22 protein-coding genes are annotated in these 22980 nt (G+C 71.5%); 14 read left to right on the top strand and 8 right to left on the bottom strand.

The genetic code is table 11. The features are described 5' to 3' along the window. Nucleotides 1-61: 61 nt before the first annotated feature. The gene (locus AB0C22_RS18330) at nucleotides 62-373 is read left to right on the top strand and encodes a hypothetical protein (RefSeq protein ID WP_357536051.1); all 312 of its coding nucleotides are present in this window, start codon (nucleotides 62-64) and stop codon (nucleotides 371-373) included. A 267-nt stretch (nucleotides 374-640) separates the two neighbouring features. On the opposite strand, the gene AB0C22_RS18325 is transcribed toward AB0C22_RS18330, so the two are convergent. Together AB0C22_RS18325 and AB0C22_RS18320 are read right to left on the bottom strand one after the other, a co-directional pair. Next, the gene (locus AB0C22_RS18325) at nucleotides 641-868 is read right to left on the bottom strand and encodes a winged helix-turn-helix domain-containing protein (RefSeq protein WP_357536049.1); all 228 of its coding nucleotides are present in this window, start codon (nucleotides 866-868) and stop codon (nucleotides 641-643) included. A 172-nt stretch (nucleotides 869-1040) separates the two neighbouring features. Further along, nucleotides 1041-1268, bottom strand: a complete 228-nt coding sequence (locus AB0C22_RS18320; protein WP_282272687.1) for a winged helix-turn-helix domain-containing protein — start codon at nucleotides 1266-1268, stop codon at nucleotides 1041-1043. Between the two features lie 214 nt (nucleotides 1269-1482). On the opposite strand from AB0C22_RS18320, the gene AB0C22_RS18315 reads away from it, so the two are divergent. The 4 genes from AB0C22_RS18315 to AB0C22_RS18300 are packed head-to-tail and all read left to right on the top strand — an operon-like array spanning nucleotide 1483 to nucleotide 3644. Further along, the gene (locus AB0C22_RS18315) at nucleotides 1483-1680 is read left to right on the top strand and encodes a hypothetical protein (RefSeq protein WP_357536047.1); all 198 of its coding nucleotides are present in this window, start codon (nucleotides 1483-1485) and stop codon (nucleotides 1678-1680) included. Between the two features lie 16 nt (nucleotides 1681-1696). Continuing rightward, nucleotides 1697-2899, top strand: coding sequence for a helix-turn-helix domain-containing protein (locus AB0C22_RS18310; protein ID WP_357536045.1), 1203 nt, complete (start codon nucleotides 1697-1699; stop codon nucleotides 2897-2899). A 60-nt stretch (nucleotides 2900-2959) separates the two neighbouring features. Beyond that, nucleotides 2960-3199, top strand: a complete 240-nt coding sequence (locus AB0C22_RS18305) for an AbrB/MazE/SpoVT family DNA-binding domain-containing protein (protein WP_282272693.1) — start codon at nucleotides 2960-2962, stop codon at nucleotides 3197-3199. Further along, nucleotides 3189-3644 (top strand): type II toxin-antitoxin system VapC family toxin, encoded by a 456-nt coding sequence (locus AB0C22_RS18300; protein WP_357536043.1) that lies wholly within the window; start codon nucleotides 3189-3191, stop codon nucleotides 3642-3644. Before AB0C22_RS18305 ends, AB0C22_RS18300 begins: the two co-directional genes overlap by 11 nt. A 52-nt stretch (nucleotides 3645-3696) precedes the next feature. Here AB0C22_RS18300 and glgA read toward each other — a convergent pair whose 3' ends face one another. After that, entirely contained in the window at nucleotides 3697-4899 is a 1203-nt protein-coding gene (glgA, locus tag AB0C22_RS18295) for a glycogen synthase (protein WP_357536041.1), read from the bottom strand. A 95-nt stretch (nucleotides 4900-4994) separates the two neighbouring features. Between glgA and glgC the strand changes: the two genes are divergently transcribed. From glgC to AB0C22_RS18270, 5 genes are all read left to right on the top strand, one after another. After that, nucleotides 4995-6227, top strand: a complete 1233-nt coding sequence (gene glgC, locus AB0C22_RS18290) for a glucose-1-phosphate adenylyltransferase (RefSeq protein WP_357536039.1) — start codon at nucleotides 4995-4997, stop codon at nucleotides 6225-6227. 68 nt (nucleotides 6228-6295) lie between these two features. Beyond that, a complete protein-coding gene (gene pgm / locus AB0C22_RS18285) occupies nucleotides 6296-7933 on the top strand; it encodes a phosphoglucomutase (alpha-D-glucose-1,6-bisphosphate-dependent) (RefSeq protein WP_357536037.1) in 1638 nt (545 codons plus the stop codon). Between the two features lie 285 nt (nucleotides 7934-8218). Then, nucleotides 8219-9361 carry a hypothetical protein gene (locus AB0C22_RS18280; protein WP_357536035.1) on the top strand — a complete coding sequence of 381 codons (1143 nt, stop codon included), beginning with the start codon at nucleotides 8219-8221 and terminating at the stop codon, nucleotides 9359-9361. Next, nucleotides 9358-10605: a hypothetical protein gene (locus tag AB0C22_RS18275; protein WP_357536033.1), complete on the top strand. Its 1248-nt coding sequence runs from the start codon at nucleotides 9358-9360 to the stop codon at nucleotides 10603-10605. Before AB0C22_RS18280 ends, AB0C22_RS18275 begins: the two co-directional genes overlap by 4 nt. After that, on the top strand, nucleotides 10602-11876 hold the full coding sequence (locus AB0C22_RS18270; protein WP_357536031.1) for a hypothetical protein: 1275 nt from the start codon (nucleotides 10602-10604) through the stop codon (nucleotides 11874-11876). The genes AB0C22_RS18275 and AB0C22_RS18270 overlap by 4 nt, the downstream gene beginning before the upstream one ends. 74 nt (nucleotides 11877-11950) lie before the next feature. Here AB0C22_RS18270 and AB0C22_RS18265 read toward each other — a convergent pair whose 3' ends face one another. The 3 genes from AB0C22_RS18265 to gmd are packed head-to-tail and all read right to left on the bottom strand — an operon-like array spanning nucleotide 11951 to nucleotide 15284. Then, the gene (locus AB0C22_RS18265; RefSeq protein WP_357536029.1) at nucleotides 11951-13069 is read right to left on the bottom strand and encodes a DegT/DnrJ/EryC1/StrS aminotransferase family protein; all 1119 of its coding nucleotides are present in this window, start codon (nucleotides 13067-13069) and stop codon (nucleotides 11951-11953) included. 2 nt (nucleotides 13070-13071) lie between these two features. Beyond that, entirely contained in the window at nucleotides 13072-14274 is a 1203-nt protein-coding gene (locus tag AB0C22_RS18260) for a glycosyltransferase (RefSeq protein ID WP_357536027.1), read from the bottom strand. Further along, nucleotides 14271-15284: a GDP-mannose 4,6-dehydratase gene (gmd, locus tag AB0C22_RS18255; RefSeq protein WP_357536025.1), complete on the bottom strand. Its 1014-nt coding sequence runs from the start codon at nucleotides 15282-15284 to the stop codon at nucleotides 14271-14273. The genes AB0C22_RS18260 and gmd overlap by 4 nt, the downstream gene beginning before the upstream one ends. 181 nt (nucleotides 15285-15465) lie before the next feature. Here gmd and AB0C22_RS18250 point away from each other — a divergent pair, with 181 nt between their 5' ends. After that, on the top strand, nucleotides 15466-16707 hold the full coding sequence (locus AB0C22_RS18250; RefSeq protein ID WP_357536023.1) for a glycosyltransferase: 1242 nt from the start codon (nucleotides 15466-15468) through the stop codon (nucleotides 16705-16707). A 64-nt stretch (nucleotides 16708-16771) separates the two neighbouring features. Then, nucleotides 16772-17896 (top strand): UDP-N-acetylglucosamine 2-epimerase (non-hydrolyzing), encoded by a 1125-nt coding sequence (gene wecB / locus AB0C22_RS18245; protein WP_357536021.1) that lies wholly within the window; start codon nucleotides 16772-16774, stop codon nucleotides 17894-17896. On the opposite strand, the gene AB0C22_RS18240 is transcribed toward wecB, so the two are convergent. Then, a complete protein-coding gene (locus AB0C22_RS18240; protein ID WP_357536019.1) occupies nucleotides 17825-18553 on the bottom strand; it encodes an acetyltransferase in 729 nt (242 codons plus the stop codon). The two genes, wecB and AB0C22_RS18240, sit on opposite strands and share 72 nt — an antisense overlap. Nucleotides 18554-18777: 224 nt before the next feature. Here AB0C22_RS18240 and AB0C22_RS18235 point away from each other — a divergent pair, with 224 nt between their 5' ends. After that, nucleotides 18778-20001 carry a glycosyltransferase family 4 protein gene (locus AB0C22_RS18235; protein WP_357536017.1) on the top strand — a complete coding sequence of 408 codons (1224 nt, stop codon included), beginning with the start codon at nucleotides 18778-18780 and terminating at the stop codon, nucleotides 19999-20001. A gap of 150 nt (nucleotides 20002-20151) precedes the next feature. Further along, nucleotides 20152-20658, top strand: coding sequence for an acyltransferase (locus AB0C22_RS18230; protein ID WP_357536015.1), 507 nt, complete (start codon nucleotides 20152-20154; stop codon nucleotides 20656-20658). 57 nt (nucleotides 20659-20715) lie between these two features. On the opposite strand, the gene AB0C22_RS18225 is transcribed toward AB0C22_RS18230, so the two are convergent. Then, complete coding sequence (locus AB0C22_RS18225; RefSeq protein WP_357536013.1) at nucleotides 20716-22746, bottom strand: hypothetical protein; 2031 nt, start codon at nucleotides 22744-22746, stop codon at nucleotides 20716-20718. Nucleotides 22747-22980 lie beyond the last annotated feature (234 nt).

Here is a 22980-nt window from a genome sequence, read left to right as displayed (position 1 = left end):
GTGTCGGCGATGACGCCGACGCGGCCCGTACCCACCACACCCGACGACCCGGAGGTACCCCGTGAGCACGACCAGCAAGCGCGCGTTCGCCCTCCTGGCGGTAACCGCCCTGACCAGCCTCGGCGCGGCCGTGGCCACCGGTGGCGCCGCCCAGGCGGCCTACTACCAGTACAGCAAGTGCTCCACCGCCGTCAGCCTGTCCGTGTTCGTGGACAGCACCTCGTCGACCACGAAGTGGCCGCACTCGGTCGGCTACAACACCCGGATGTTCGCGGCGCAGGAGGCCAACGGCCGCTACCACGTCTCGCTGTGGAACGACAGCGGCGACACCAACGGCTGGGTCAGCACCGCCTGGGTACGCCCCTGCTCGTAGCCCTCCCCGCTGCGGTGGGCATCCGTCCCGCCCGTAGCTCTCCGGCGGTGCTGCACGCGGCCCAGCCGTGCGGTAGGTCCCTGCCCCCCTCTCAGGCCCCTGCCCCGCGTCGGATCCCCTCCCCGCGTCACCTGTCCGGAGACACGTGTGCCCGGCTGACATCCCCCCTGCCAGCCGGGCACACGTCTTACCTGCGAGTGAGTGGCGCAGGGTGCCGGCTCCCACCGCCGGCTAGCCGGCCGCATCCGCTGTGCTGGGCGGGGATGTTCAGGTGGCGGGAGTCGCGGCGACGTACAGGCCGGCCCCCTGAACGCCGACGATGATCCCGTGGGCCTGTAGGAGCATCACCGCTTGCTGCACGGTCGAGACGCTTGCCGAGTAGAGCCGGGCCAACTCGGCGTAGGTGGGCAGCCGGCTCTCCGGCGGGTACTCGCCCTGCTGGATACGGGCGTGCAGGTCGGCGGCGATCTTCCGGTAGCCCATCGGGATGGTCATGGAGCCTGCCTCCGTCCGGCAGTACTTTCGTCGGAGACCCGTATGACTGTCAGGCATTTTTATGCCTGACAGTCATACGACCTTCCGGAGAGTGGTACCCCTGTCGGGGTTACGCATTGTGCGGGCGGGCTATCTACTCCGGGCTGTCGGGTGTCCAGCAGCGGTTCCCGCGCTATGCGGGAGGCTTCGGCGCGACGAACGACCCCTTGCCCTGGTGCACCTCGATCCAGCCCCGCTCATCCAGGATCCAGAGCGCTCGTTTGATCGGGTTGTCGGACGAGCTGTACTGCTGGGCGAGTTGAGCGATCGTCGGCAGTCTGTCGCCGGGTTTGAGCGTGCCGCTGCGGACCGACGCGATGACGTCGTCAACGACCTGTTCATAGACGGGCTTGCGGGGCATGGGACCACCTCTCGTCAGCCGGTCCAGAATCTCACCAGGCGCGACACGGTGTGGACTCTGTGTTGACTCAGGTACCTGAGGGTCCTAAGTTGGTTCCTGTCGGGAGGCTTTCTCGTCAGCAGCGGAGCGCCTTCCGGCCCGATTGGCAAGCTGGCACAACCGCCCGGCCGTCGGCCGTGGCCTGCATCTTTGGTGCACCCAGGAGGAGAACGGGATGGATGAGCGTCCACATCAGGGGCCGCTGCGAGGGGCGTATCCGGTGCCGGGTGGTCCTGCTCCGCTGCCGGATGGCGACCGGGTGCCAGTGCCGGTCCGGCCGCGTCGCACGGCGCTGCGTCGGCGGCGGTTCGCCTACGGTGTGGCGGTCGCGGTGTGCGTACTCGTGCTGCTCGTGGTGGGGATCGTCCGGTGAGCGGGACGGGCCGGCGGTGAACGAGCTGCCGGTGGGCCGCCGGGTCGCCCAGTGGCGGGTGCGGCGCAACATGACGCAACAGCAGTTCGCCGACCATCTCGGCAAGTCGAAGAGCTGGGTCGACAAGGTCGAGCGTGGGGTACGCCGGCTGGAGCAGGTGTCCCACCTCCGGATGGTCGCCGAGACGCTGCGCATCGACCTGGAGGTGCTGCTCGCCGGGTCGGCGGGGGAGTCGGCGCGACCGGAACCCGCTGCCACCGGCGTCGAGCCGGTGTTGGCCGCGCTGGCCCGCTACCACGTCGAGACACCGGCCCGGCCGCCCGACCTGGCGGAACTGCGCGCCCGCCTGGCCCACGCGGAGCAGAGCTACCGGCACGCGCGCTATCCGGAACTGCTCGTCCTGCTGCCCGGCCTGGTCGACGGGGTCCGCGCGGCGCGGGCACTCCGGCCCGGTCGGGCCACCGACGGGCTGCTCGCACGGGGGTACGGCCTGGTCGCGCTGGTGCTGCTCAAGGTCGACCGGCCGGAGGTGGCCTGGCTGGCCGCCGACCGGGCGGTGGCCGCCGCGCAGGTCACCAGGGACCCGTGGGTGGCCGCCGCCGCCACGGTGCCGCTGGCCCAGGCCCTGCGCCACGGCGGCCGGCGGCGGGCCGCGCTGGAGGCCGCCGCCGTCGCCGCCCACCGCCTCCTGCCGGGGCGTTCCCCGGGCACGCCATGGGCGACCTCATCGACGACCGGTGACGACCAGTCAACCGACCCGGCCCTGCTCGCCACGCTGCTGCTCCAGGCCGGCCTGGCCGCCGCCGGGCGGGGTGATGGCCGGGCCGCCCGGGATCTGCTCGGCCGGGCCGGCCGGGCGGCCCGTGATGCCGGGGCCGAGGGCGGCGGCGCGGCGGTGGAGGCCGCGCGGGTGGTCGCCGAGGCCGCCCTCGGCGAGGTCACGGCGGCGACGGTACGCCACGAGCGGCTGGTGGCCGGCGACGAGTGGCGGTGGCTGCCCCCTGAGCACCGGGCCGCGTACCTGCTCGACGCCGCCCGTGCCTACGTGCTCGACGGCAACCTGCTCCGCGCCGGCCGGGCGGTGCTGGAGGCGGAGCGCACCGCGCGCAGCGAGGTGCACGACCGCCCGGCGGTCCGGCCCCTGGTCGCCGTGGTGGCCCGTTCCGCCGCCGCCCCACCGGCCCTGGTCCACCTCGCCGCCACCCTTCACGTCACCTGAGAGCAGCCAGGCAGAGACCTGCGACACGTATCATGTGTATTACGTATCTAGGGGGCTGCCGTGAAGTTGAACAGCAAGGGTCAGGTGACGATCCCGGCGGAACTGCGGGTCCGGTACAACCTGCACGAGGGTGATGAGGTCGACGTGATCGAGGAAGGCGGCGCACTGCGTATCGTGCGGGTCAGTGACGCCGAGACCCGTGGTCAGCGTCTGGTCCGGCACATGCGCGGCAGGGGCAATGCGCCGGAGGTGCAGGGCATGTCGACCGAGGACCTGATGGACCTACTCCGTGGGGAGTGAACGGATCCGGGCTGTCGCCGCTCGGGTGCCGGAGACGGCTGCCACGCTGGTCGACACCAACGTCCTGTTGGACGTCTTCACCGAGGACCCGCAATGGGCCGACTGGTCGGCTGAGGCCCTGGCCAGCGCCCGCGACGCGGGCCTTCTGGTGATCAATCCGATCGTGTATGCCGAGGTTTCAGTGCGATTCGAAGGTGTCGAGGAACTCGACGCCGCGCTGCCCGCCACAGATTTCCTCCGTGAGGAACTGCCCTACCCGGCGGGCTTCCTGGCCGGCAAGGCGTACGCGCGTTACCGCAGGCAGGGCGGCACCAAACGTTCGCCAATCGCCGACTTCTACATCGGCGCGCACGCCGCAGTGTGCCGCTATCGCCTTCTCACCCGTGACAGCAGCCGCTATCGCTCGTACTTTCCGACGCTGCGGCTGATCACGCCCGGCGAGTAGCGGCCGTCCTTCGCCTGGCCCGCGCGGCGGTAGCCCAGGGCGGGAACTCGCCCTATGCCAGGAGTGAGCGGTACAGCTCCAGGGTCTGGACGGCGATGGCGTCCCAGGAGAAGTGCTCCACGGCCCGCTGCCGGCCGGCGAGACCCAACGCCTCGGTGCGCTTCGGGTCGGCCAGCAGCTCGTTGATCGTCGCGCCGAGGTCGGCGACGAAGCGGTCCGGGTCCAGCGGGTTGCCGCTGCCGTCGCCGGCCTGCTCGATCGGCACCAGCAGCCCGGTCTCGCCGTCGGCGACCACCTCGGGGATGCCCCCGGTGGCGGTCGCCACCACCGCGGTCTCGCAGGCCATCGCCTCCAGGTTGACGATGCCCATCGGCTCGTAGACCGACGGGCAGACGAAGACGGTGGCGTGGGTGAGCACCTGGATCACCTCGGGCTTGGGCAGCATCTCGGCCACCCAGACCACCCCGGACCGGTTGGCCCGCAGCTCGGTGACCAGCCCCTGCACCTCGGCGGCGATCTCCGGGGTGTCCGGGGCGCCGGCGAGCAGCACCAGCTGGGTGTCGGCGGGCAGCTCCCGGGCGGCGCGCAGCAGGTAGGGCAGGCCCTTCTGCCTGGTGATCCGCCCGACGTACACCACGCTGGGGCGGGCCGGGTCGATGCCGAGCCGGTCCAGCACGTCGGTGCCGTGGTCGGGGGCGTACTGGGCGGTGTCGATGCCGTTGTAGACCACCCGGACCCGGTCCGGGTTCACCGCCGGGTAGGCGGTCAGCACGTCCCGCCGCATCCCCGCGCTGACCGCGACGATCGCGTCGGCGGACTCCATCGCCGTCCGCTCGCACCAGGAGGAGAGCGCATAGCCGCCGCCGAGCTGCTCGGCCTTCCACGGGCGCAGCGGCTCCAGGCTGTGCGCGGTCACCACGTGCGGCACCCCGTACAGCAGCTTCGCGGTGTGCCCGGCCAGGTTGGCGTACCAGGTGTGGCTGTGCACCACGTCGGTGCCGGCGCATCCGGCGGCCATCGCCAGGTCGACGCCCATGGTGCGCAGCGCCGCGTTCGCGCCGCCCAGGCCGGCCGGCTCGGGGTACGCGGTGACGCCCGGCTCGACGCGCTCCGCGCCGAAGCAGTGCACCCGGACGTCGGCGAGCCGGCGCAGCTCCCGGGCCAGGTACTCGACGTGCACCCCGGCACCGCCGTACACCTCCGGCGGGTACTCGCGGGTGAGCAGGTCCACGCGCAGCGGGGCGGAGTCGGTCATGCCCGGCACCCTAGTGCAGAAACCGGCCGCGCACCGGTCACGGAACTGTGCCCGTACGAGTGGTGAAGTCGCAGCGGTATGGATAGCGTCTGGTCATGGCTGCCAAGGTGCTCGCGATCGTCCTGGCCGGCGGAGAGGGCAAGCGCCTCATGCCGCTCACCGCGGACCGGGCCAAGCCGGCCGTCCCGTTCGGCGGGATGTACCGCATGGTCGATTTCGTCCTGTCCAATCTGGCGAACGCCGGCTTTCTCAAGATCGTCGTTTTGACCCAGTACAAGTCCCACTCCCTGGACCGGCACATCACCAAGACGTGGCGGATGTCGACCCTGCTCGGCAACTACGTCACGCCGGTGCCGGCCCAGCAGCGCCGGGGCCCCTGGTGGTTCGCCGGCTCCGCCGACGCGATCTACCAGAGCTTCAACCTGATCAACGACGAGCAGCCGGACCACGTGATCGTCTTCGGCGCCGACCACATCTACCGGATGGACCCCCGGCAGATGGTCGACGACCACATCGCCTCCGGGGCGGCGGTCACCGTCGCCGGTATCCGCCAACCGCTGTCGATGGCCGACCAGTTCGGCGTGATCGAGGTCGGCGAGGACGGCAAGCGGATCCGGGCGTTCCGGGAGAAGCCCACCGACGCGGTCGGCCTGCCCGACGCCCCCGACCAGATCTACGCCTCGATGGGCAACTACGTCTTCTCCACCCGGGCGCTCTGCGAGGTCGTCGAGCGGGACGCGGCCGACAAGACCAGCAAGCACGACATGGGCGGCAGCATCATCCCGATGCTCGTCGAGCGGGGCGAGGCGAACGTCTACGACTTCAAGGACAACGAGGTGCCCGGCAGCACCGACCGGGACCGGGGCTACTGGCGGGACGTGGGGACGCTCGACTCGTTCTACGACGCGCACATGGATCTGATCAACGTGCACCCGGTGTTCAACCTCTACAACTTCGACTGGCCCATCTACACCGACCAGCCGCCGTACCCGCCGGCGAAGTTCGTCCACCAGTGGGGCGAGCGGGTCGGCCGGGCCGTCGGCTCGATGATCTCGCCCGGCGCGGTGATCTCCGGCTCGCTGGTGGAGAACTCGGTCGTCTCGCCCAAGGTCAAGGTGCACTCCTGGGCGCAGGTCGACGGCGCGGTGCTGATGGAGGGCGTCGAGGTGGGCCGGCACGCGGTGATCCGCAACGCCATCCTCGACAAGAACGTCTTCGTGCCCGAGGGCGCCGAGATCGGCGTCGACCTGGAGAAGGACCGGCAGCGCTACACCGTCTCCGACAACGGCGTCGTCGTCATCGGCAAGGGTCAGCGCGTCGAGCCCTGAGCCGGGTGTGACCCGGCCGACGCCGGGGAAGACAGCGCACCGACCCGTACCCCAAGGAGGTTTCCGCAGTGGCCCATCCCCGTGCCGGACAGCCCGCCGAGCCCGCCGACCTGGTCGACGTGCCCCGGCTGGTGACCGCCTACTACGCCGAGCACCCGGACCCGGACGACCCGGCGCAGCAGGTCTCGTTCGGCACCTCCGGCCACCGGGGGTCCAGCCTGCGCAACGCCTTCAACTCCGACCACATCCTCGCCGTCACCCAGGCGCTGTGCGACTACCGCCGGGAGCAGGGCCTGACCGGGCCGCTCTTCCTGGCCCGGGACACCCACGCGCTGTCCGCCCCCGCCGAGGCCGACGCGCTGGAGGTGCTCGCCGGCAACGGGGTGACCGTGCTGCGGGACAGCCGCGACGGCTACACCCCCACCCCCGCGCTGTCGCACGCAGTGCTCACCCACAACCGGGGCCGCACCGACGGGCTCGCCGACGGCATCGTGATCACCCCGTCGCACAACCCGCCCGACGACGGCGGCTTCAAGTACAACCCGACCAACGGCGGGCCCGCCGACACCGACGTCACGAGGTGGATCCAGGACCGGGCCAACGCCATCCTGGCCACCGGGCTCAAGGAGGTCAGGCGCATCCCGTACGCGCGGGCGCGCGCCGCCGACACCACCGGCACGTACGACTTCCTCGCCGGCTACGTCGACGACCTGCCGTCGGTGCTCGACATCGACGCGATCCGCGACGCCGGGGTGCGGATCGGTGCCGACCCGCTCGGCGGGGCCAGCGTCGCCTACTGGGGTGAGATCGCGCAGCGGCACCGCCTCGACCTCACCGTGATCAACCCGTTGGTCGACCCGACCTGGCGGTTCATGACCCTCGACGGCGACGGCAAGATCCGGATGGACTGCTCGTCGCCCAACGCGATGGCGTCGCTGATCGCCGCCCGGGACCGGTTCCAGGTCTCCACCGGCAACGACGCCGACGCCGACCGGCACGGCATCGTCACCCCCGACGGGGGCCTGCTCAACCCCAACCACTACCTGGCGGTGGCGATCGGCCACCTGTTCCGGACCCGGTCGCAGTGGGGGCCGGCGGCGGCCGTCGGCAAGACCCTGGTCTCCTCCTCGATGATCGACCGGATCGCCGCCGACCTGGGCCGACCGCTGCTGGAGGTGCCGGTCGGCTTCAAGTGGTTCGTCTCCGGGCTGCTCGACGGCACGGTCGGCTTCGGCGGCGAGGAGAGCGCCGGGGCGTCGTTCCTGCGCCGCGACGGCAGCACCTGGACCACCGACAAGGACGGCATCCTGCTCTGCCTGCTCGCCGCCGAGATCATCGCCACCACCGGCCGGACCCCGAGCGAGCACTACGCCGCACTGACCGAACGCTTCGGCGCACCCGCGTACGCCCGGATCGACGCTCCGGCCAGCCGGGAGCAGAAGGCGGTGCTGGGCCGGCTCTCCCCGGAGCAGGTCACCGCCACCGAGCTGGCCGGCGAGCCGATCACCGGCATCCTGACCAGCGCTCCGGGCAACGGCGCGTCCATCGGCGGGCTGAAGGTGACCACCGAGTCGGGCTGGTTCGCGGCCCGGCCGTCGGGCACCGAGGACGTCTACAAGATCTACGCCGAGTCGTTCCAGGGGCCCGAGCACCTGGCCCAGCTCCAACAGGAGGCGAAGACCCTGGTCGACACCGTGCTGGGGTAGTGCCGACCGGCACCCGCGCGCCCCGTCCGGCCACCGGACGGGGCGCACGCCGTGCGGCCCCCGATGCCCGGAGTTTCCCCTCCGGAGCGTTTCGTGGACCTCGCCTCGCTCGTTGCGCATGCGGCGACCGAAAACGGGGAGGGGCGGACGATGACCTGGTCCAGGGCGGTCTCCGACCCTGGCTCCGCAATCGATGTCGGCTACTCCCGGGCAGCCCGTCCGGCCCGTGCAGCGTCGTCGGGACGCCATCGGGAACTGGTCGGTCGGCTGCTGCGCTGCTATCCCGTGAGCTTCCTGGTGCTCGCCCCGTACGCGCTGTTGATCTTGCCGATGGCGGTGGTCAATGACAACCCGCGTACCGGTTTCATCGTGTTCCTGGTGGGCCTGGCATTGCTGGGCAGTGTCTCCGTGGAGACGTTCTGTCTGCTCCTCGGACGGCCCGATCCGCAGTGGCGGCGCGGCATGCGCCAGGCGACCGCCCGGTACCCGGGGATCTATCCGGTGGCCCGCCTGGTCGTGCTGGTCAGCATCGCGGCCGAACTACTGGGAGCGCACCTCGGGGAGGGGAACCTCGTCGCGCAGATCTCCGAGGAGGTGTCCGACACGCCGATGGTGGCGCTGACCAAGTTGTTCTCCGGTTGGGCGGCGCTCGGGTTCGCGCTGCTGGTCGCCAGTCACCTCGGCGGCTACCTGTCCAAGGTGAAGCTGTACGGCTGGCTGGGCGCGCTCGTCGCCACCAAGGCCGTCGTCACCGTGCTGACCGCCCTCACGGCGCCCCTGATCGCCTTCGTCTTCTTCGCGGTCACCGCCGGGGTGATCTGCGGCGTGTTCCGGTTGCGGTACCTGATAGTCGGCACGCTGATGCTGGTGCTGCTGTGGCCGGCCATGTTCGACTACCGCAACGGGCTACGGGAGGACCAGGGCGTCGCGGTGGACGACGCGGTCACCGCGACGGACCGGATGCGCCTGGACCGGCAACTGACGGTCGTCGCCGCCACGGAGGTCCCCGTCGACCTCGGCCAGCCCGAGGGCGTCGACTACCTCAGGTACGGTCTGGTGCCGCGGCTTCTGGACCCCGACCGGCCGGCTCTGACGACCGGGCAACGGATCAACCGGTACCTCGGCGGTAGCCGGACGTCGGCCTCCAACTTCCTGTTGCTGGGCAACATGTGGTTTTTCGACGGTCCCGACGGGGTGGTGGCCGTGCACGCCTTCTGGGCCGGGTTCGTGGCGCTGCTGCTGCGCTGGCGGGGCCGGCCCGGCCCGGCCCGGTTGAGCCTGGTCTGCCTGGTGTTCTCCGACGCGTTGCTGTGGTCCGGCACCTACCCCGACTCGATGATCGGGTTCCTGCAACACGCGGTGTCGGCGATGGCGGTCTTCTCTCTGCTGTGGTTGGCCCGCAGCTTCCCCGGCCGGACGCGCGCATGACCCGACCGGGGCGGAGTGCCCGGGCGGAACGTCAGCGGGAGTTCGTCGGCGGGCTGCTGCGGTGCTATCCCGTCAGCTTCCTCGTGCTCGCCCCGTACGCGGTGTTCATCGTGCCGATGGCGGTGCTCCACCACAACCCGCGTACCGGTTTCCTCGTGTTCCTGGTGGGCCTGGCGTTGCTCGGCAGCGTCTGTGTGGAGACGGCCGGCATGGCCTTCGGGCGTCCCGATCCGCAGTGGCGGCAGGGTATGCGACAGGCGACCGCCCGGTACCCCCAGATCTATCCGGTGGCCCGGCTGGTAACCCTGACCGGCATCGCGGCGAACATCGTCGGGGCCCACCTCGGTCGGGGGACCGTCGTCGCCCAGGTGTCCGGCGACCTGTCCGACACACCTCTGGGGATGGTGTGTGCGCTCTTCTCCGGCTGGGGCACGCTGGGCTTCGCCCTGCTGGTGGGCAGCCGACTCAGCGGTCGGCTCTCGCAGCCGAAGCTGTACTGCTGGCTGACCGCTCTCGTCGGCGTGGAGGCGTACGTCGCAGCGCTGACCGCCCGTTCCGCGCCACTGATCGCGCTGGTGTTCTTCGTGGCTGCCGCCGGGGCGGTCTGCGGCGTCTTCCGGCTGCGTCATCTCCTGCTCTGGGCGGTGGTCCTCCTGCTCGCCTGGCCCGCCATGTTCGCCCAGCGCAACGCCATCCGTGAGGAGCACGGGGTCGTGGTGGACACCCAGGTCACCGCCGCCGACCGGATCCGTCTGGACAGTCAACTCACGGCGGTGGCGGGCTTCGAGGTGCCGGTCGAGATCGGCCAGCCCGGTGTCGTGGACTATTTCCGGTACGGGCTGGTGCCCCGGGTGCTTGATCCGGACCGGCCGGCGCTGTCCACCGGGCAACGGATCAACCAGTTCCTCGGCGGCGGGCCGACGTCGGCCTTCAACTTCCTGTTGCTGGGCAACATCTGGTTGTTCGACGGTCCCGTCGGGGTGGTGGCCGTGCACGCCTTCTGGGCCGGGTTCGTGGCGCTGCTGCTGCGCTGGCGGGGTCGACCGGGCCCGGCCCGGTTGACGTTGTTCTGCCTGGTCTTCTCCGATGTGCTGCTCTGGTCCGGGACCTATCCCGACTCCACCATCGGCTTCCTGCAACACCTGATGTCGGCGGTACCGGTCTTTCTCCTGCTGTGGCTGACCCGTCGCGCCCCCGTCGGGCGGGACGACCGGGTGCCGCTGCTGGCGGGTGCCGCCCGGTGACCGTTCGGGCCCGCTCCCGCGTCGGTCGTAGCGACGCCCCGGTTGTCCCCCGCAGCGGTGGTCGGGCCGTGCTCGCCCTGCTCGTCGGGGGGTTGTCCAGCGGCGGCAACCTGCTGGTGGCGATCACCGTCACCCGGCTGGAGTCAATCGGCGGGGTGGGCGAGTTCGCCCTGGCCTTCTCGTTCTACGTTCTCGGCTCCGGGCTGGTCCGCAGCATGGTGACCGACGCCGTCCTGGCGGCGGGGACGGGCGTCACCTCCGCCGCCCGGCGGGTCACCCTGCTCGGCACGGTCTGCGGCACCGTGCTCGGGGCCGCGGGTGCGGCGTATGGCTCGCCCTATCTGGTGTTCGTGGGCCTCGCCCTGCCGGGTCTGGTGCTCTATGACTACGCGAAGGCGATCGCCGTCGGCGTCGGCACCCCGTCGGGGGCGCTGTTCCAGGAGACCGCCTGGGCGGCGGTGACCGGCTGCGCCGCGCTGAGCGGCCTGCTCCGGCTGCTCGACGCGCCGTACGTGGTCGGCATCTGGGCCTTAGCTGGTGGGCTGATCGGCGTGGTCGTCGGGGTCCGCCGCGGCTACGTGGTGCGGCCCGGCTGGTGCATCGGTCGGGCGGAGAGCCGTGTCGCAGTGGGGTTCGGGGCGCAGTTCCTGCTGACCACCGGATCGGCGCAGTTGTCGCTGAGCGCGGTGGCCGCCTTCGCGGGCACCTCGGTGGTCGGTGCGTTGAGCGCCGGAAGGACGCTGCTGGGGCCGGTGAACCTGGTCCTGTCCACCGCCGCCACGCTGACCCTGCCGTACCTGGCCCGCAGCCGCACCGAGTCCCGGGCGGTGCGGTCCAGGGCGGCCGTTCGGGTCTCGCTGCTCGTGGCTGCCGGCATCCTGCCGATGACGACTGCGGTCGCCCTCCTGCCCGACGCGGTCGGCAGGACGCTGCTCGGCGGCAACTGGGACCTGGCCCGCAGCCTGCTGGTGCTGCTGGCGCTGGAGAGCCTGTTCGCGGTGCCGGCTGCCGTCGGCTTCGCCGGGCTGCGGGTGGAGCAGGCGAACCGGCGGGCGATTCTGCTCGGCATCCTGCTGGGCGGATTGCGGGTGCCCGTGGTCGTCGGCGCGGCGGTGCTGTTCGGGGCCACCGGCGCGGCCGGTGCGCTCGCGGCGCTCGCTCTGGTCAGCGCGGTTGCCTGGGCCAGCAGCTACCTGCTGCTGCTGCGGCACCGTGCGGCGCACCGCGCGCCGGCACACCGCCGGCTCGACCCGGTCCCGCCCGGCGGGTGAGCCGGGGCGGGACCGCCCGGCGGGTGAGCCGGGCGCGGGCCGGACGGGCGGGCCGCAGGGGGCGGGTCGACCGGTCAGGCGACGGTCGACAGGGCGGCGCGGACGCGCTCCACCACCGCCTTGACCCCCGCGTCGGTCAGCTCCGGATAGGTGGGCAGGTTGATGCCGCGCCTGCTCAGGTCGACGGTCACCGGGCAGTGCGCGCCCGGATCACGGTGCGCCGGCAGGTCGGGGATCGGCACGAAGAAGGGCCGGGTCTCCACGCCGAGCCGGTCGAGCGCCCGGGCCACCGCGTCCCGGGAGATGGCGTCCCCTTCGGGCCCGACCAGAAAGGCGGCCATCCACGGCGCGCGGCGGACGCCGGCGAGCACCGGCTGCGCCGACAGCGCCGGCTCGTCGGCCAGCTGCGCCTCGTAGCCGGCGATCACCGCGTCCCGCCGGGCGATGATCTCGTCGGCCCGCTCCAGTTGGGCGCAGAGCAGCGCGGCGGCCAGGTTGGTCATCCGGTAGTTGTAGCCCAGCACCGGGAAGTAGTACCGCCGTTGCGGATCCATGCCCTGGTTGCGCAGCAGCCGCATCCGCTCGGCCAGCGGGGCGTCGGAGGTGGTGACGCAGCCGCCCTCGCCGGCGGTGATCACCTTGTTGCCGAAGAACGAGAAGGTCGTGGCGTCGGCCAGGGAACCGGTCGGCTCCCCGTCGACCGTGGCCCCGAAGGACTCCGCGGCGTCGGCGACCAGCAGCAGGCCGTGCCGGTGGCACAGCGCGCGCAGGGCGGGGTAGTCGGCGGGATGGCCGTACAGGTCGACGGCGATGACCGCCCGGGTGCGTGGCCCGATCGCGGCCCGGACCGCGGCGGGGTCGACGCACCAGTTCTGCGGCCGCACGTCCACACAGACGGCGCGCGCCCCGCAGTACGCGACGGCGTTCGCGGTCGCCACGTAGGTCAGCGCGGGAACGATGACCTCGTCGCCCGGACCGATCCCGGCGGCGGCGAGGACCAGATGCAGGGCGACCGTGCCGTTGGCGGTGGCCACCGCCGTGCCGGCGGCACACCGCCGGGCGAAGCGGTCCTCGAAGTCGTCGAGGTAGGGGCCCCGGGAGGAGACCCAGCCGCTCCGCAGGGCGTCGACCACGTACCGTTCCTCCAGGTCGGACAGGCTCGGTCGGGCCACCGGATAGCGGTCGTCCGTCATGCTCACGATGCTCCCTCCCCGCTGAGTTCGGCGGCGAACGCGGATCTCGGTATCGGCCCCGGTCGTCCCTGCGCCGCCCAGCGCAGCACGTCGAGGTAGTCGCCACCGGTCGCCGCCCAGGTGCGGGGGGCCAACCGGCCGTTGGCGTGCCGGGCGGCGGTGGCGTAGTGCGCCCGGTCGGCCAGCAGCCGCTGGACCGCCTCGGCCAGGGACGCCGGCTCCGTGGCCCGGAAGACCGTCGCCTCGGCGCCGGTGAACTCCAGCTGTGCCAGCAGCGGCTCGGCGTCGGCGCAGGCGACGGGTAGTCCCCAGCTGAACGCCTCCAGCATCGCACCGCTCGCCGCCTCCCAGAGCGACGGGATCACCACGGCGTCGGCCCGGGCGTAGAGGGCGTTCAGCTCGTCGAGGGTGACGAACCCGGGGAAGGACACCCGGCCCCGCAGGTCGGGCAGCGCGGCGCGGGCGAGCAGGCGACTGGCCTCGGGCTCGACCAGCGGGCCGGGACAGACCAGCCGGCACTGCGGGAGCGACGCCATCGCCTCCAGCAGCGTCGCGTGGTTCTTGTGGGCCGCGGTGGAGGACGGGTAGACCAGCAGCCCCGGTTCCGGCCGCGCGGTGGCGCGGGCGGGCGCGGGCTGGAACGTCGGGGTCGGGATGAGCGCGGTCCGGTCCGCTGCCTCGGGAAACAGCCGCAGGGTCTCCCGGTACGGGTGGGGCCAGGTGACCACGAGGGCGGACGCGCGGGCCACGTTCTCCCGGACCACGGCGGCGAAGCCGGGGGCGTGGAAGGCGGCATGCAGGTGTCGGAGGTCGTGCACGACGACGACCGACGGGCCGGGCCCGATCGGGGCGCTGTGGAACGGGTACAGCGTGACGTCCGATCCCCGCTGCCGGGGGACCGAGCGCTGCCGGACCGCGTTGACCGCCCTGCGGACGGCGAGGGAGTCGCGGACCCGGCTCGGCGTCCAGCGGCGCAACAGCTGCCCGGGAGGGGTGTCCGAGCGCAGCGGCTGGGCGACCTCGGTCCAACCGACCTGTTCGGCGGGCACCTGGTCACGCCACTGGTCGAGGGTGCCCCGCAGGATGTTCACCCGCAGGTCGTGGGAGGTGTCGGCGGCCATGCCGGTCAACAGGCCGTAGGTGAAGGCCTCGACCCCGGCGGCGTGTCCGGGGCGGATCGGGGTGGCCTCGACGGTGATCCTCATCGGTCCACCCGCACGAGGCGTCCCATCCGCTCGTCTTCCAGGAGTTGCCGGTCGGCGTCCACCATCACCCGTACCAGGTCGCCGAACAGGGTCTTCGGCGCCCAGCCCAGGTGCCGCCGGGCCTTGCTGTAGTCGCCGATGAGCGCGTCGACCTCGGCGGGCCGGAAGTAGGCGGGGTCGATCTCCACGTACCGCTGCCAGTCCAGACCGACCCGGTCGAAGGCGGCCTGGACGAACTCGCGGACGGAGTGCCCCTCGCCGGTGGCCACCACGTAGTCCTGTGGGGTGTCCTGCTGAAGGGCCAGCCACATCGCCTCGACGTACTCCGGGGCGTAGCCCCAGTCCCGGACCGCGTCGAGGTTGCCCAGGTAGAGCTTGTCCTGGATGCCGGCCTCGATCCTGGCCACCGCGCGAGTGATCTTGCGGGTGACGAAGTTCTCGCCCCGCCGGGGGCTCTCGTGGTTGAACAGGATGCCGTTGACGCAGAACATGTCCCACGACTCGCGGTAGTTGACCGCCGACCAGAAGGCGTAGACCTTGGCGCACGCGTACGGGCTGCGGGGGTGGAACGGGGTCTGCTCGCGTTGCGGGGGCGGGCTGGAGCCGAACATCTCCGAGGAGGACGCCTGGTAGAAGCGGCAGCCGATGTCGGCCGCCCGCGCCGCCTCCAGCATCCGCAGGGCGCCCAGCCCGGTGACGTCCGCGGTGTAACCCGGGATGTCGAAGGAGACGCGGACGTGGCTCTGCGCGCCGAGGTTGTAGATTTCGTCAGGCCGGATGTCCCGGATCAGCGAGGTCAACGAGGCCGGGTCGGACAGGTCGCTGTAATGGAGGAAAAGGCGTGCGTCGCCACTGCGGGGATGCACATCGACGCCGTCGATCCGCTCGGTGTTGAACGAAGACGATCTTCTTTTTATCCCGTGCACCGTGTAGCCCTTGTCGAGTAGGAACTCCGCCAGGTAGCTGCCGTCCTGGCCGGTGGTGCCGGATATGAGTGCCACTCGCGACATGGAGATCCTCTCGTGCTGTGCTTAGAGACTGTTTCTGCGACTTCCTTATACCCCCATCCGGGCGGCCGTCCACTATTCCTCGTCCCGTGGCGGCGAATTGAATAAAATTGCGAGGCGCGGTCACTGAATGGACGTTCGCTCGTTGGCCCACTCAGTTCCATCTCTTGAGCGAGGAGCGAGGATGGCCAGCGACACCACCCCCGCGGCGGACGTCAGAACACGGTTGGCGAGTGTCGACCGGGGGAAGTTCCGGGTCCTGGTCACGGCGAGCTACTTCAGCCCCGGCTGGCGGGCCGGAGGCCCGGTCCGCTCCATCTCCGACGTGCTCGACACGGCCAGCGCCGACGTCTCGACGACCCTGCTGACCCGGGACCGTGACCTCGGCGCCAGCGATCCCTACGCCGGGCTCTCCGGCACCTGGGTACGACGTGGCCGGACGAGCATCTTCTATCTCGGTGTCCGGCACCCGGCGCACTGGCGGACGCTCTGGCGTTCCCTGCGGCCGGTGCGCTTCGACCTGCTCTACGTGAACAGCGTCTGGTCGGCCTTCTCGATCCTGCCCATCGTCGCGGCCCGGCTCGGCCTGCTGCGGGTGGACCGCATCCTGGTGGCTCCACGGGGCGAGTTCGGTGCCGCCGCTCTCGGCCTGCACCGGGCCCGTAAGCGGATGTTCCTGTCCGGCTGGCGATGGATGCTGCGGGGGCCCAGGGTGCTGTGGCACGCCAGCACGCCGCTGGAGGCCGTCGACATCCGACGGGCGCTGCCCCGGGCCCGGATCGGTGTCGTCGCGATCGCCAGTGGCCCGGAGCCGCGTCGCGCGCCGGCCGGACTGCCGGCGACCGACCACGCACGACTGGTCTTCATCGGACGGATCTCCCCGATAAAGAACCTGGACCTGCTGCTCGCCGCGCTCGCCCAGGTGCGGGCCCGGGTGCGGCTCGATATCTACGGCCCGCTGGAAGACCCGAAGTACTGGCAGCGCTGTGTGGAGCTACGAGCGGCCCTGCCGGACCCGTCCGTGGTCAGCTACCGGGGAGAGCTGCGCCCCGAGCAGGTCGGCGAGACCTTCTCCCGGTACGACGCGTTCGTCCTGCCGACCCGGGGTGAGAACTTCGGCAACGCCATCGCGGAGAGCCTGGCGGCGTGCTGCCCGGTGATCTGCTCGGACCGGACACCGTGGACGACCGTGTTGCGCGACGGTGGCGGGCAGGTCCTCACCGAGTTGACCCCGGCGGCGTTGGGTGCACTGGTCACCCAGCTCGCCACCGCCTCGCCCGCGCAGCGGCAGGCGGCCCGGGCGGCGGCGGGGGCTGCCTACCGCCGGTGGCGGGCGAGCCGGCCGCGGATCAGTGTTCTCGACCAGGCACGGCAGACGATCAACGACCCGGTGCGCCGGGTGCCCCCACAGGGCCGGTCGTCGTGAGACCGACCCGACCGCCCGCCGGGCGGTGCCCCCAATCCCACCATCGGCTACGAGGAGGCGTCCAGTGACCCGGGTGATGACCGTCGTCGGGACCAGGCCGGAGATCATCCGCCTGGCCCGGGTGATCGACATGTTGGACCGGACCGTGGAGCACACCCTGGTGCACACGGGACAGAACTGGGATCCCGCATTGTCGGACATCTTCTTCACCGAGCTGGGTGTCCGGTCCCCGGACCGCTTCCTGCGGGCCGACACCCGGTCGCTCGGCAGTCTGCTCGGTGCCGTGCTGGTCGGCACCGAGCAGGCGATCGGTGAGCTGCGTCCGGACGCGCTGCTGGTGCTCGGCGACACCAACAGCGCCATCTCGGCGTTGATGGCGCGACGGATGAAGGTTCCCGTCTACCACATGGAGGCGGGCAACCGCTGCTTCGACCTCAACGTGCCGGAGGAGACCAACCGCCGGCTGGTCGACCACGTCGCCGACTTCAACCTCGTCTACTCCGAGCACGCCCGGCGCAACCTGCTCGCCGAGGGCCTGCACCCCCGCCGGATCCTGCACACCGGCTCACCCATGCGGGAGGTGCTCGACCACTACCGGCCGCAGATCGAGCGGTCCACCATCCTGGCGCAGCTCGCCCTCGAACCGGGCGGCTACTTCGTCGTCAGCGCCCACCGCGAGGAGAACGTCGACCATCCGGACCGGCTCCGCCGGCTGCTGGACTGCCTCTGTGCCGTCCGCGACGAGTGGCGACTGCCGCTGCTGGTCTCCACCCACCCGCGTACCCGCAAGCGCCTGGAGTCGCTCGCCGTCGACGGCACGCTCCTGGACGGCATCACCTTCCACGAGCCGTTCGGCTTCTTCGATTACGTCACCCTGCAACGGCACGCCCGGTGCACGCTGTCCGACAGCGGCACCGTCAGCGAGGAGGCGGCGATTCTCGGGTTTGCGGCGGTGACGCTGCGCGAGTCCATCGAGCGCCCCGAGGCGCTGGACTCCGGGGCGATCGTGATGACGGGTCTGGACCCGGCCGGGGTGGTGGAGGGCGTGCGGGTGGTGGTGGCCCAGGTGGCGGCCGGCCCGGTCGCCTGCCCGCTCGACTACCAGGTCCCGGACACGTCACGCCGGGTGGTCGACTTCATCCTCTCGACCGTGCGCCGGCATCACGACTGGGCGGGCATCCGCCGCTGACCGACCCACCGGCCGGGCCGGCACGCCCGTGACCACCGTGCCCGCCGGGACGTCCCGGGTCACACAGGCGCCCGCCCCCACGACGGCGTCCCGGCCGACCGTCAGCCTCGGCAGGACGGCGGCGGTGGTGCCCACCATGACGCCGTCGCCCAGTCGGCAGTAGCCGGAGACCGCCGCGAGCGGGTTGACCGAGACATGGTCACCCAGGACGGCGTCATGGCCCACGGTGCAGTTCTGATTGAGGTGTACATGGCGGCCCAGCACCACGTTCGTCGTCACCCGGGCTCCGCCGGCGGCGAACAGGCCCTCCTGGAAGACGCAGTCCGGGCCGATCTCGGCAGCCGGATGTACCACGGTGGCGGCGGGCAGGCCGTACCGGGCGAGGACCTGGTCGGTCTCGCGGCGCAACTGCGGGTGTCCCACGCCCAGTGCCACCCGGGTGGTGGACGGCTGCCCGGCCAGCCAGCGGGTCGGCCCGAGGAACGGAACACCGAGCCGACGCACGAGTTCCACATTGGGCTCGGTGGGGTGGTCGTCGACGAAGCCGAGCACCCGCCAGCTGATCCCGTCGACCGGCCGGGCGTTCAGCAATCGAATAACGCCGTACAGCTCACGGCCCATCCCGCCCACACCTACGATTACCACGTCGGTAGTCATCCGTTGCTCCCTCGGCCACGGAGAACGCGGGTCGCTCCCCGTCATCTGGACCCCCTCGCGGCACCGATGGCGCCGGTCAGGCAGCGGTGGGGGCCGGTGTCCGTGGCCGCGAGCGCACGGCACAGGCCGCGCCCGGCGGGCTCCGACACCCTCCTCGCTGTCATTGCGTTCCGATACTCAGGTGGAGTGCCGATCTGCGGACGGCACGGTGAAGGTGGGCGATGGTGAAGCTGACGAGAACCCGTCCCCCCGACGACGCTGCGGCGGCGGCGAAGCGGGCGGTCCGGTCCGCCGACACCGCGGGCAACTACCGGGTGGTCGCCACCGCAGGTGTGTTCGAGCCGGGCTTCCGTGGTGGTGGTCCGATCCGTTCCCTGCGGTTCATCCTGGACACCCTGCCGGGGGATCTCGACGTCACCCTGGTCACCCGGGACCGGGATCTCCACTCGCCTGCACCCTACCCCGGGCTGTCCGGACGGTTGCTGCGGCGCGACGACCGCTCCGCCGTGTTCTACCTGGACCCGTGGGCGCCGCGGCACTGGGTCCGGCTGATCCGGCACGTCCGCTCCCGCCCGATCGACCTGCTCTACGTCAACAGCATCTGGTCGCTGTTCTCGGTGGTGTCGATCCTGGTGGTGGCGCTGCGCCTGGTGCCTGTCGGGGCCATCCTGGTCGCCCCGCGCGGTGAGCTGTCGCCCGGCGCCCTGGCGATCAGGGCCGCCAAGAAGCGGCTCTTCCTGGCGGTGTGGGCACCGCTGCTGCGCCGGTTGCGGGTGCGCTGGCAGGCGTGCAGCGGTCTGGAGGAGAAGCAGATCCGGGCGAACATGCCGTGGGCGCAGGTGATGGTGAACGGCAACGAGAGCCCGATCCCGGCGCACCCGGCGCCGCCGTCCCGCGCGCACGACGGGCCGCTGCGGTTGGTCTTCGTCGGCCGGATCTCGCCGATGAAGAACCTGTCCACGGCCCTGGAGGCGGTGGCCGGCACCACCCGGCCGATGGAGTTCGACATCTTCGGGCCGCCGGAGGACCCGCACTACTGGTCGCGATGCCAGCGGATCATCACGGCCATGCCGGGCCACGTCCGGGTCCGCTACCTCGGCGAACTCGCGGCGGCGGACGTCATGCCGACGTTCAGCCGGTACGACGCCTTCCTCTTCCCCACCCTCGGCGAGAACTTCGGTCACGTGATCCTGGAGAGCCTGGCCTCCGGCTGCCCGGTCGTCTGTTCGGACAACACGCCGTTCAGTGAGCTGATCGCCGACACCGGCGGGCTGGTGGTGCGGCCGGCGACGGCGGCCGGCCTCAGCCGGGCTCTCGACCTGCTCGCCGCTCGGTCGCCCGAGGAGCGGGCCGAGGCGAAGGGCACCGCCGGACGGCGGTACCGGCACTGGCGGCAACGCCACCGGGAACCGAACGTGCTGGCGCACGCCCGCCAGTTCTGCCGCTGATCCCGTCCGGGGCGGAACCGGCGTCACCCTGGCCGGACCCGACTCGTTTCCCCAGTGACCGGGCCCGCCTGCCCGGTCCGGTGGTCCGTAGCCGTCCCCTGCGATCGAGGACAGTAAGTGCCCAGTCGTGTTCGTACGATGGCCCGGCGGGTGCGGGACCATCTGGCCGCGTCCCGTGACCCCGAGGCGTTCGTCCGGTCCCTGGGGGTCAACCTGACCGGTCGGGTCAGGTTCTACGGGGTCAACCGGGCGATGTTCGGCTCGGAGCCGTGGCTGATCACCATCGGCGACAACGTCTACATCACCTCCGAGGTGCAGTTCATCACCCACGACGGTGGCACGTTGATCCTGCGCAAGGACCATCCCGACCTCGACTGGACCGCGCCGATCACCATCGGCGACGACGTCTACATCGGCATGCGGGCGATGATCCTGGCCGGCGTCACCATCGGAAGCCGGTGCGTCATCGGGGCCGGTTCGATCGTCACCCGGGACATCCCGGACAACACGGTGGCGGCCGGGGTGCCGGCGCGGCCGGTGCGTACCACCGACGAGTACCTCGAACGGCTGCGGGCCAAGTCGCTGGGCATCGGCCACCTGCCGGTCCCGGCCAAACACGCGGCGATGAAGCGGATCTACGGCGTCACGACCGGCTGACGTCCACCGGGACACGACGCCCGCCGGTGCGGCCCCGCCGGGGCACGGGCCACCGGGTCAGGCCCGCCTGTACGCCACCTGCGGCGGCGGGAACTGGTGGACTCCGATGATCGTGATCGCGCCCAGCGCACCGGTCACCCCGGTCACCTCGTAGCCGAACCGGTCCCCGGTCATCGCCGCCGCGCCGGCACCGAGGTTCAGCGTGGTGGCGGCGCCGACGCCACTGACCCGTACGGCGGGCGGCGTGGTGCCGCTGGCCTGCCAGACGTGCGCGTACCAGTGCCAACCGGCGGGCAGCACCACGGGAGCGACCAGCACGGACTCCCGCACCCCGACCGAGGTGACGGCGACGGTGCCGAAGTCGGCGATCGGGCCGAGGACGGCGGGACGCCCGGTGGACGGATCGTGGGCGTACACGCCGTGCCGCAGGACGCCGGTGCCGGCCACGGTGACCTCCACACAGACCCGGTCGACCGGGGTCGGTTCGGCCAGGAAGACCGGGTGCAGCAGGAGCCGCTGGTAGGTGCCGGTGCAGGTGCGGCTCAGCGTCGGGCCGGACCGGACGAGGAAGTAACTGCCCCGGGGTCCGGTCGCCCCCGGTAGCGGTCCCGATGCGACCTGGTCGGGTTCCGCGCGCCACGTCCCGTACCCGGGGGAGACCGGCACGGTGTACGGGATGCCGTCGACGGTGACCCGGTCCGGCACGTCGAGGTTCGTCGGGCCGACCGGGACCAGCAGCCGGTGGAACAGTTGCGGCGCCGTCATCTCGGCCTGCGCCACGGTGCCGACCCGTTCGATCACCACGAAATCCGCGCCGTCGGCGGACACCACGATCTCGGTGGCGGTCGACGGGGGCGCCAGGTAGCGGCGGTAGGCGGTGCCGGTCACCGACTCACCGGCGGCCAGGGTGCGGCCCCAGACCAGTTGCGGGTAGTTCTTCTTGAGGCTGGAGCTGATGAACCAGCCCTTGGCCGTGGTGTAACGGACCCGGATCTCGGGCTTCCCGTCCGCGACCGGCAGCAGCCCGACGGCGATGCCCCACTGTTGGACGCCCCCGCCGCTGACCACCCACTGGGTCATGCTGCTCGCCGGCATCAGCCGGTTCCGCAGCGTCGCCGGGGTGAAGTCGGTGAGCGCCGTCAGGGTGTCGATGTTCGCCCAGACGGACCAGTTCAGGCCGCCGGCCACCCCCACGTTCGGCATGAACTGCCGACGGGTGCCGCCGGCCACCGGGGTCAACGGCCCGCACTGGGTGACCCCCGCGTTGAGGGTGAACCGGCTCAGGGCGGTGACCGTCTGCGCGACGATCAGGCTGCCACCGGGCGACCAGCGGTATTCGTTCGAGATCCGGCACAGGGACGGGATCCTCGGCATGATCGTGGCGATCGGGGTGCCGATGTTCGCCCGTGCCGTGTCGATCATCCCCTGGTAGGAGGGGATGACGTACGACTCCCGGATCACCAGCTCCTGGCCCGTGGACCGACCGTCGGGCACCGGCCGGCCGTCGAGTTCGACGGCCACTGTGTGGGAGTGGGTGGCCGGGCGGATCTGCACGTCGGGGGTGAGGCCGGTGATCGGCACGGTGGTCCGGTTGGTCGCCCCCGAGACGTGGGTGAGCGGTGCGGCCGGTTTCACCCGCGCGCCCTGGGCGATGCCGTCCACGATCGTGTACGGGTTGCCGAACAGCAGGCTGTTGGCGTTGGTCACCGCCAGCAGGGTGAAGATGCGGGTCCCGTCGCTCCACTGCGAACCCACGTCGGCGGTCGTCTTGCCGTGGTTGGCCACCGCGATCTGGTTGCCGACGTTGTAGCCGTGGTTGCCGCCGACGTACGACCAGCCGGTGTTGATCGGGCAGTTGTCGTCCGAGGTGTCGTGGATGCGGGTGCCGACGGCGGACAGGACCGGCCACACCTGGGCGTCGGTGGCGGTCGAGGGCACCAGGCTCACCTGGGGCAGGCCGGAGTGCCACATGCCGACCATGCTCTCCGCGTACGCCAGGTTGACGGGCATGATCACGTCCCGGGTGGCGTCGATCCGCGACCTGACGGACATCAGGGCGTTGGACCGGTAGACGATCAGCTCGGCCATCCTCCACACCTCCACCGTTGAACTGCGACGATGCTGTCACTGTGCGCGTTTGCCCAGCTGGCGGTTGGTGTCGGTCGGCTCCCGGACAGCACCACCGGCCGTTCGGTGGACCCCGGCCGGGCTGCTGCAGGCCGACGGCCGAGATTTGTCCTAATTGTGATGAAGATTCCGTCTGTGCCGTAATGTGCTGCATGCCTGCTTCGACGAACAGGTGAGGTGTGTACCGGGGGGTTG

Source organism: Micromonospora sp. NPDC048894 (genome assembly GCF_040649765.1).
GTDB lineage: Bacteria > Actinomycetota > Actinomycetes > Mycobacteriales > Micromonosporaceae > Micromonospora > Micromonospora antibiotica.
The sequence above is the reverse complement of the archived record's forward strand: the minus strand, read 5'-3'. Positions and strand labels throughout refer to the sequence as shown.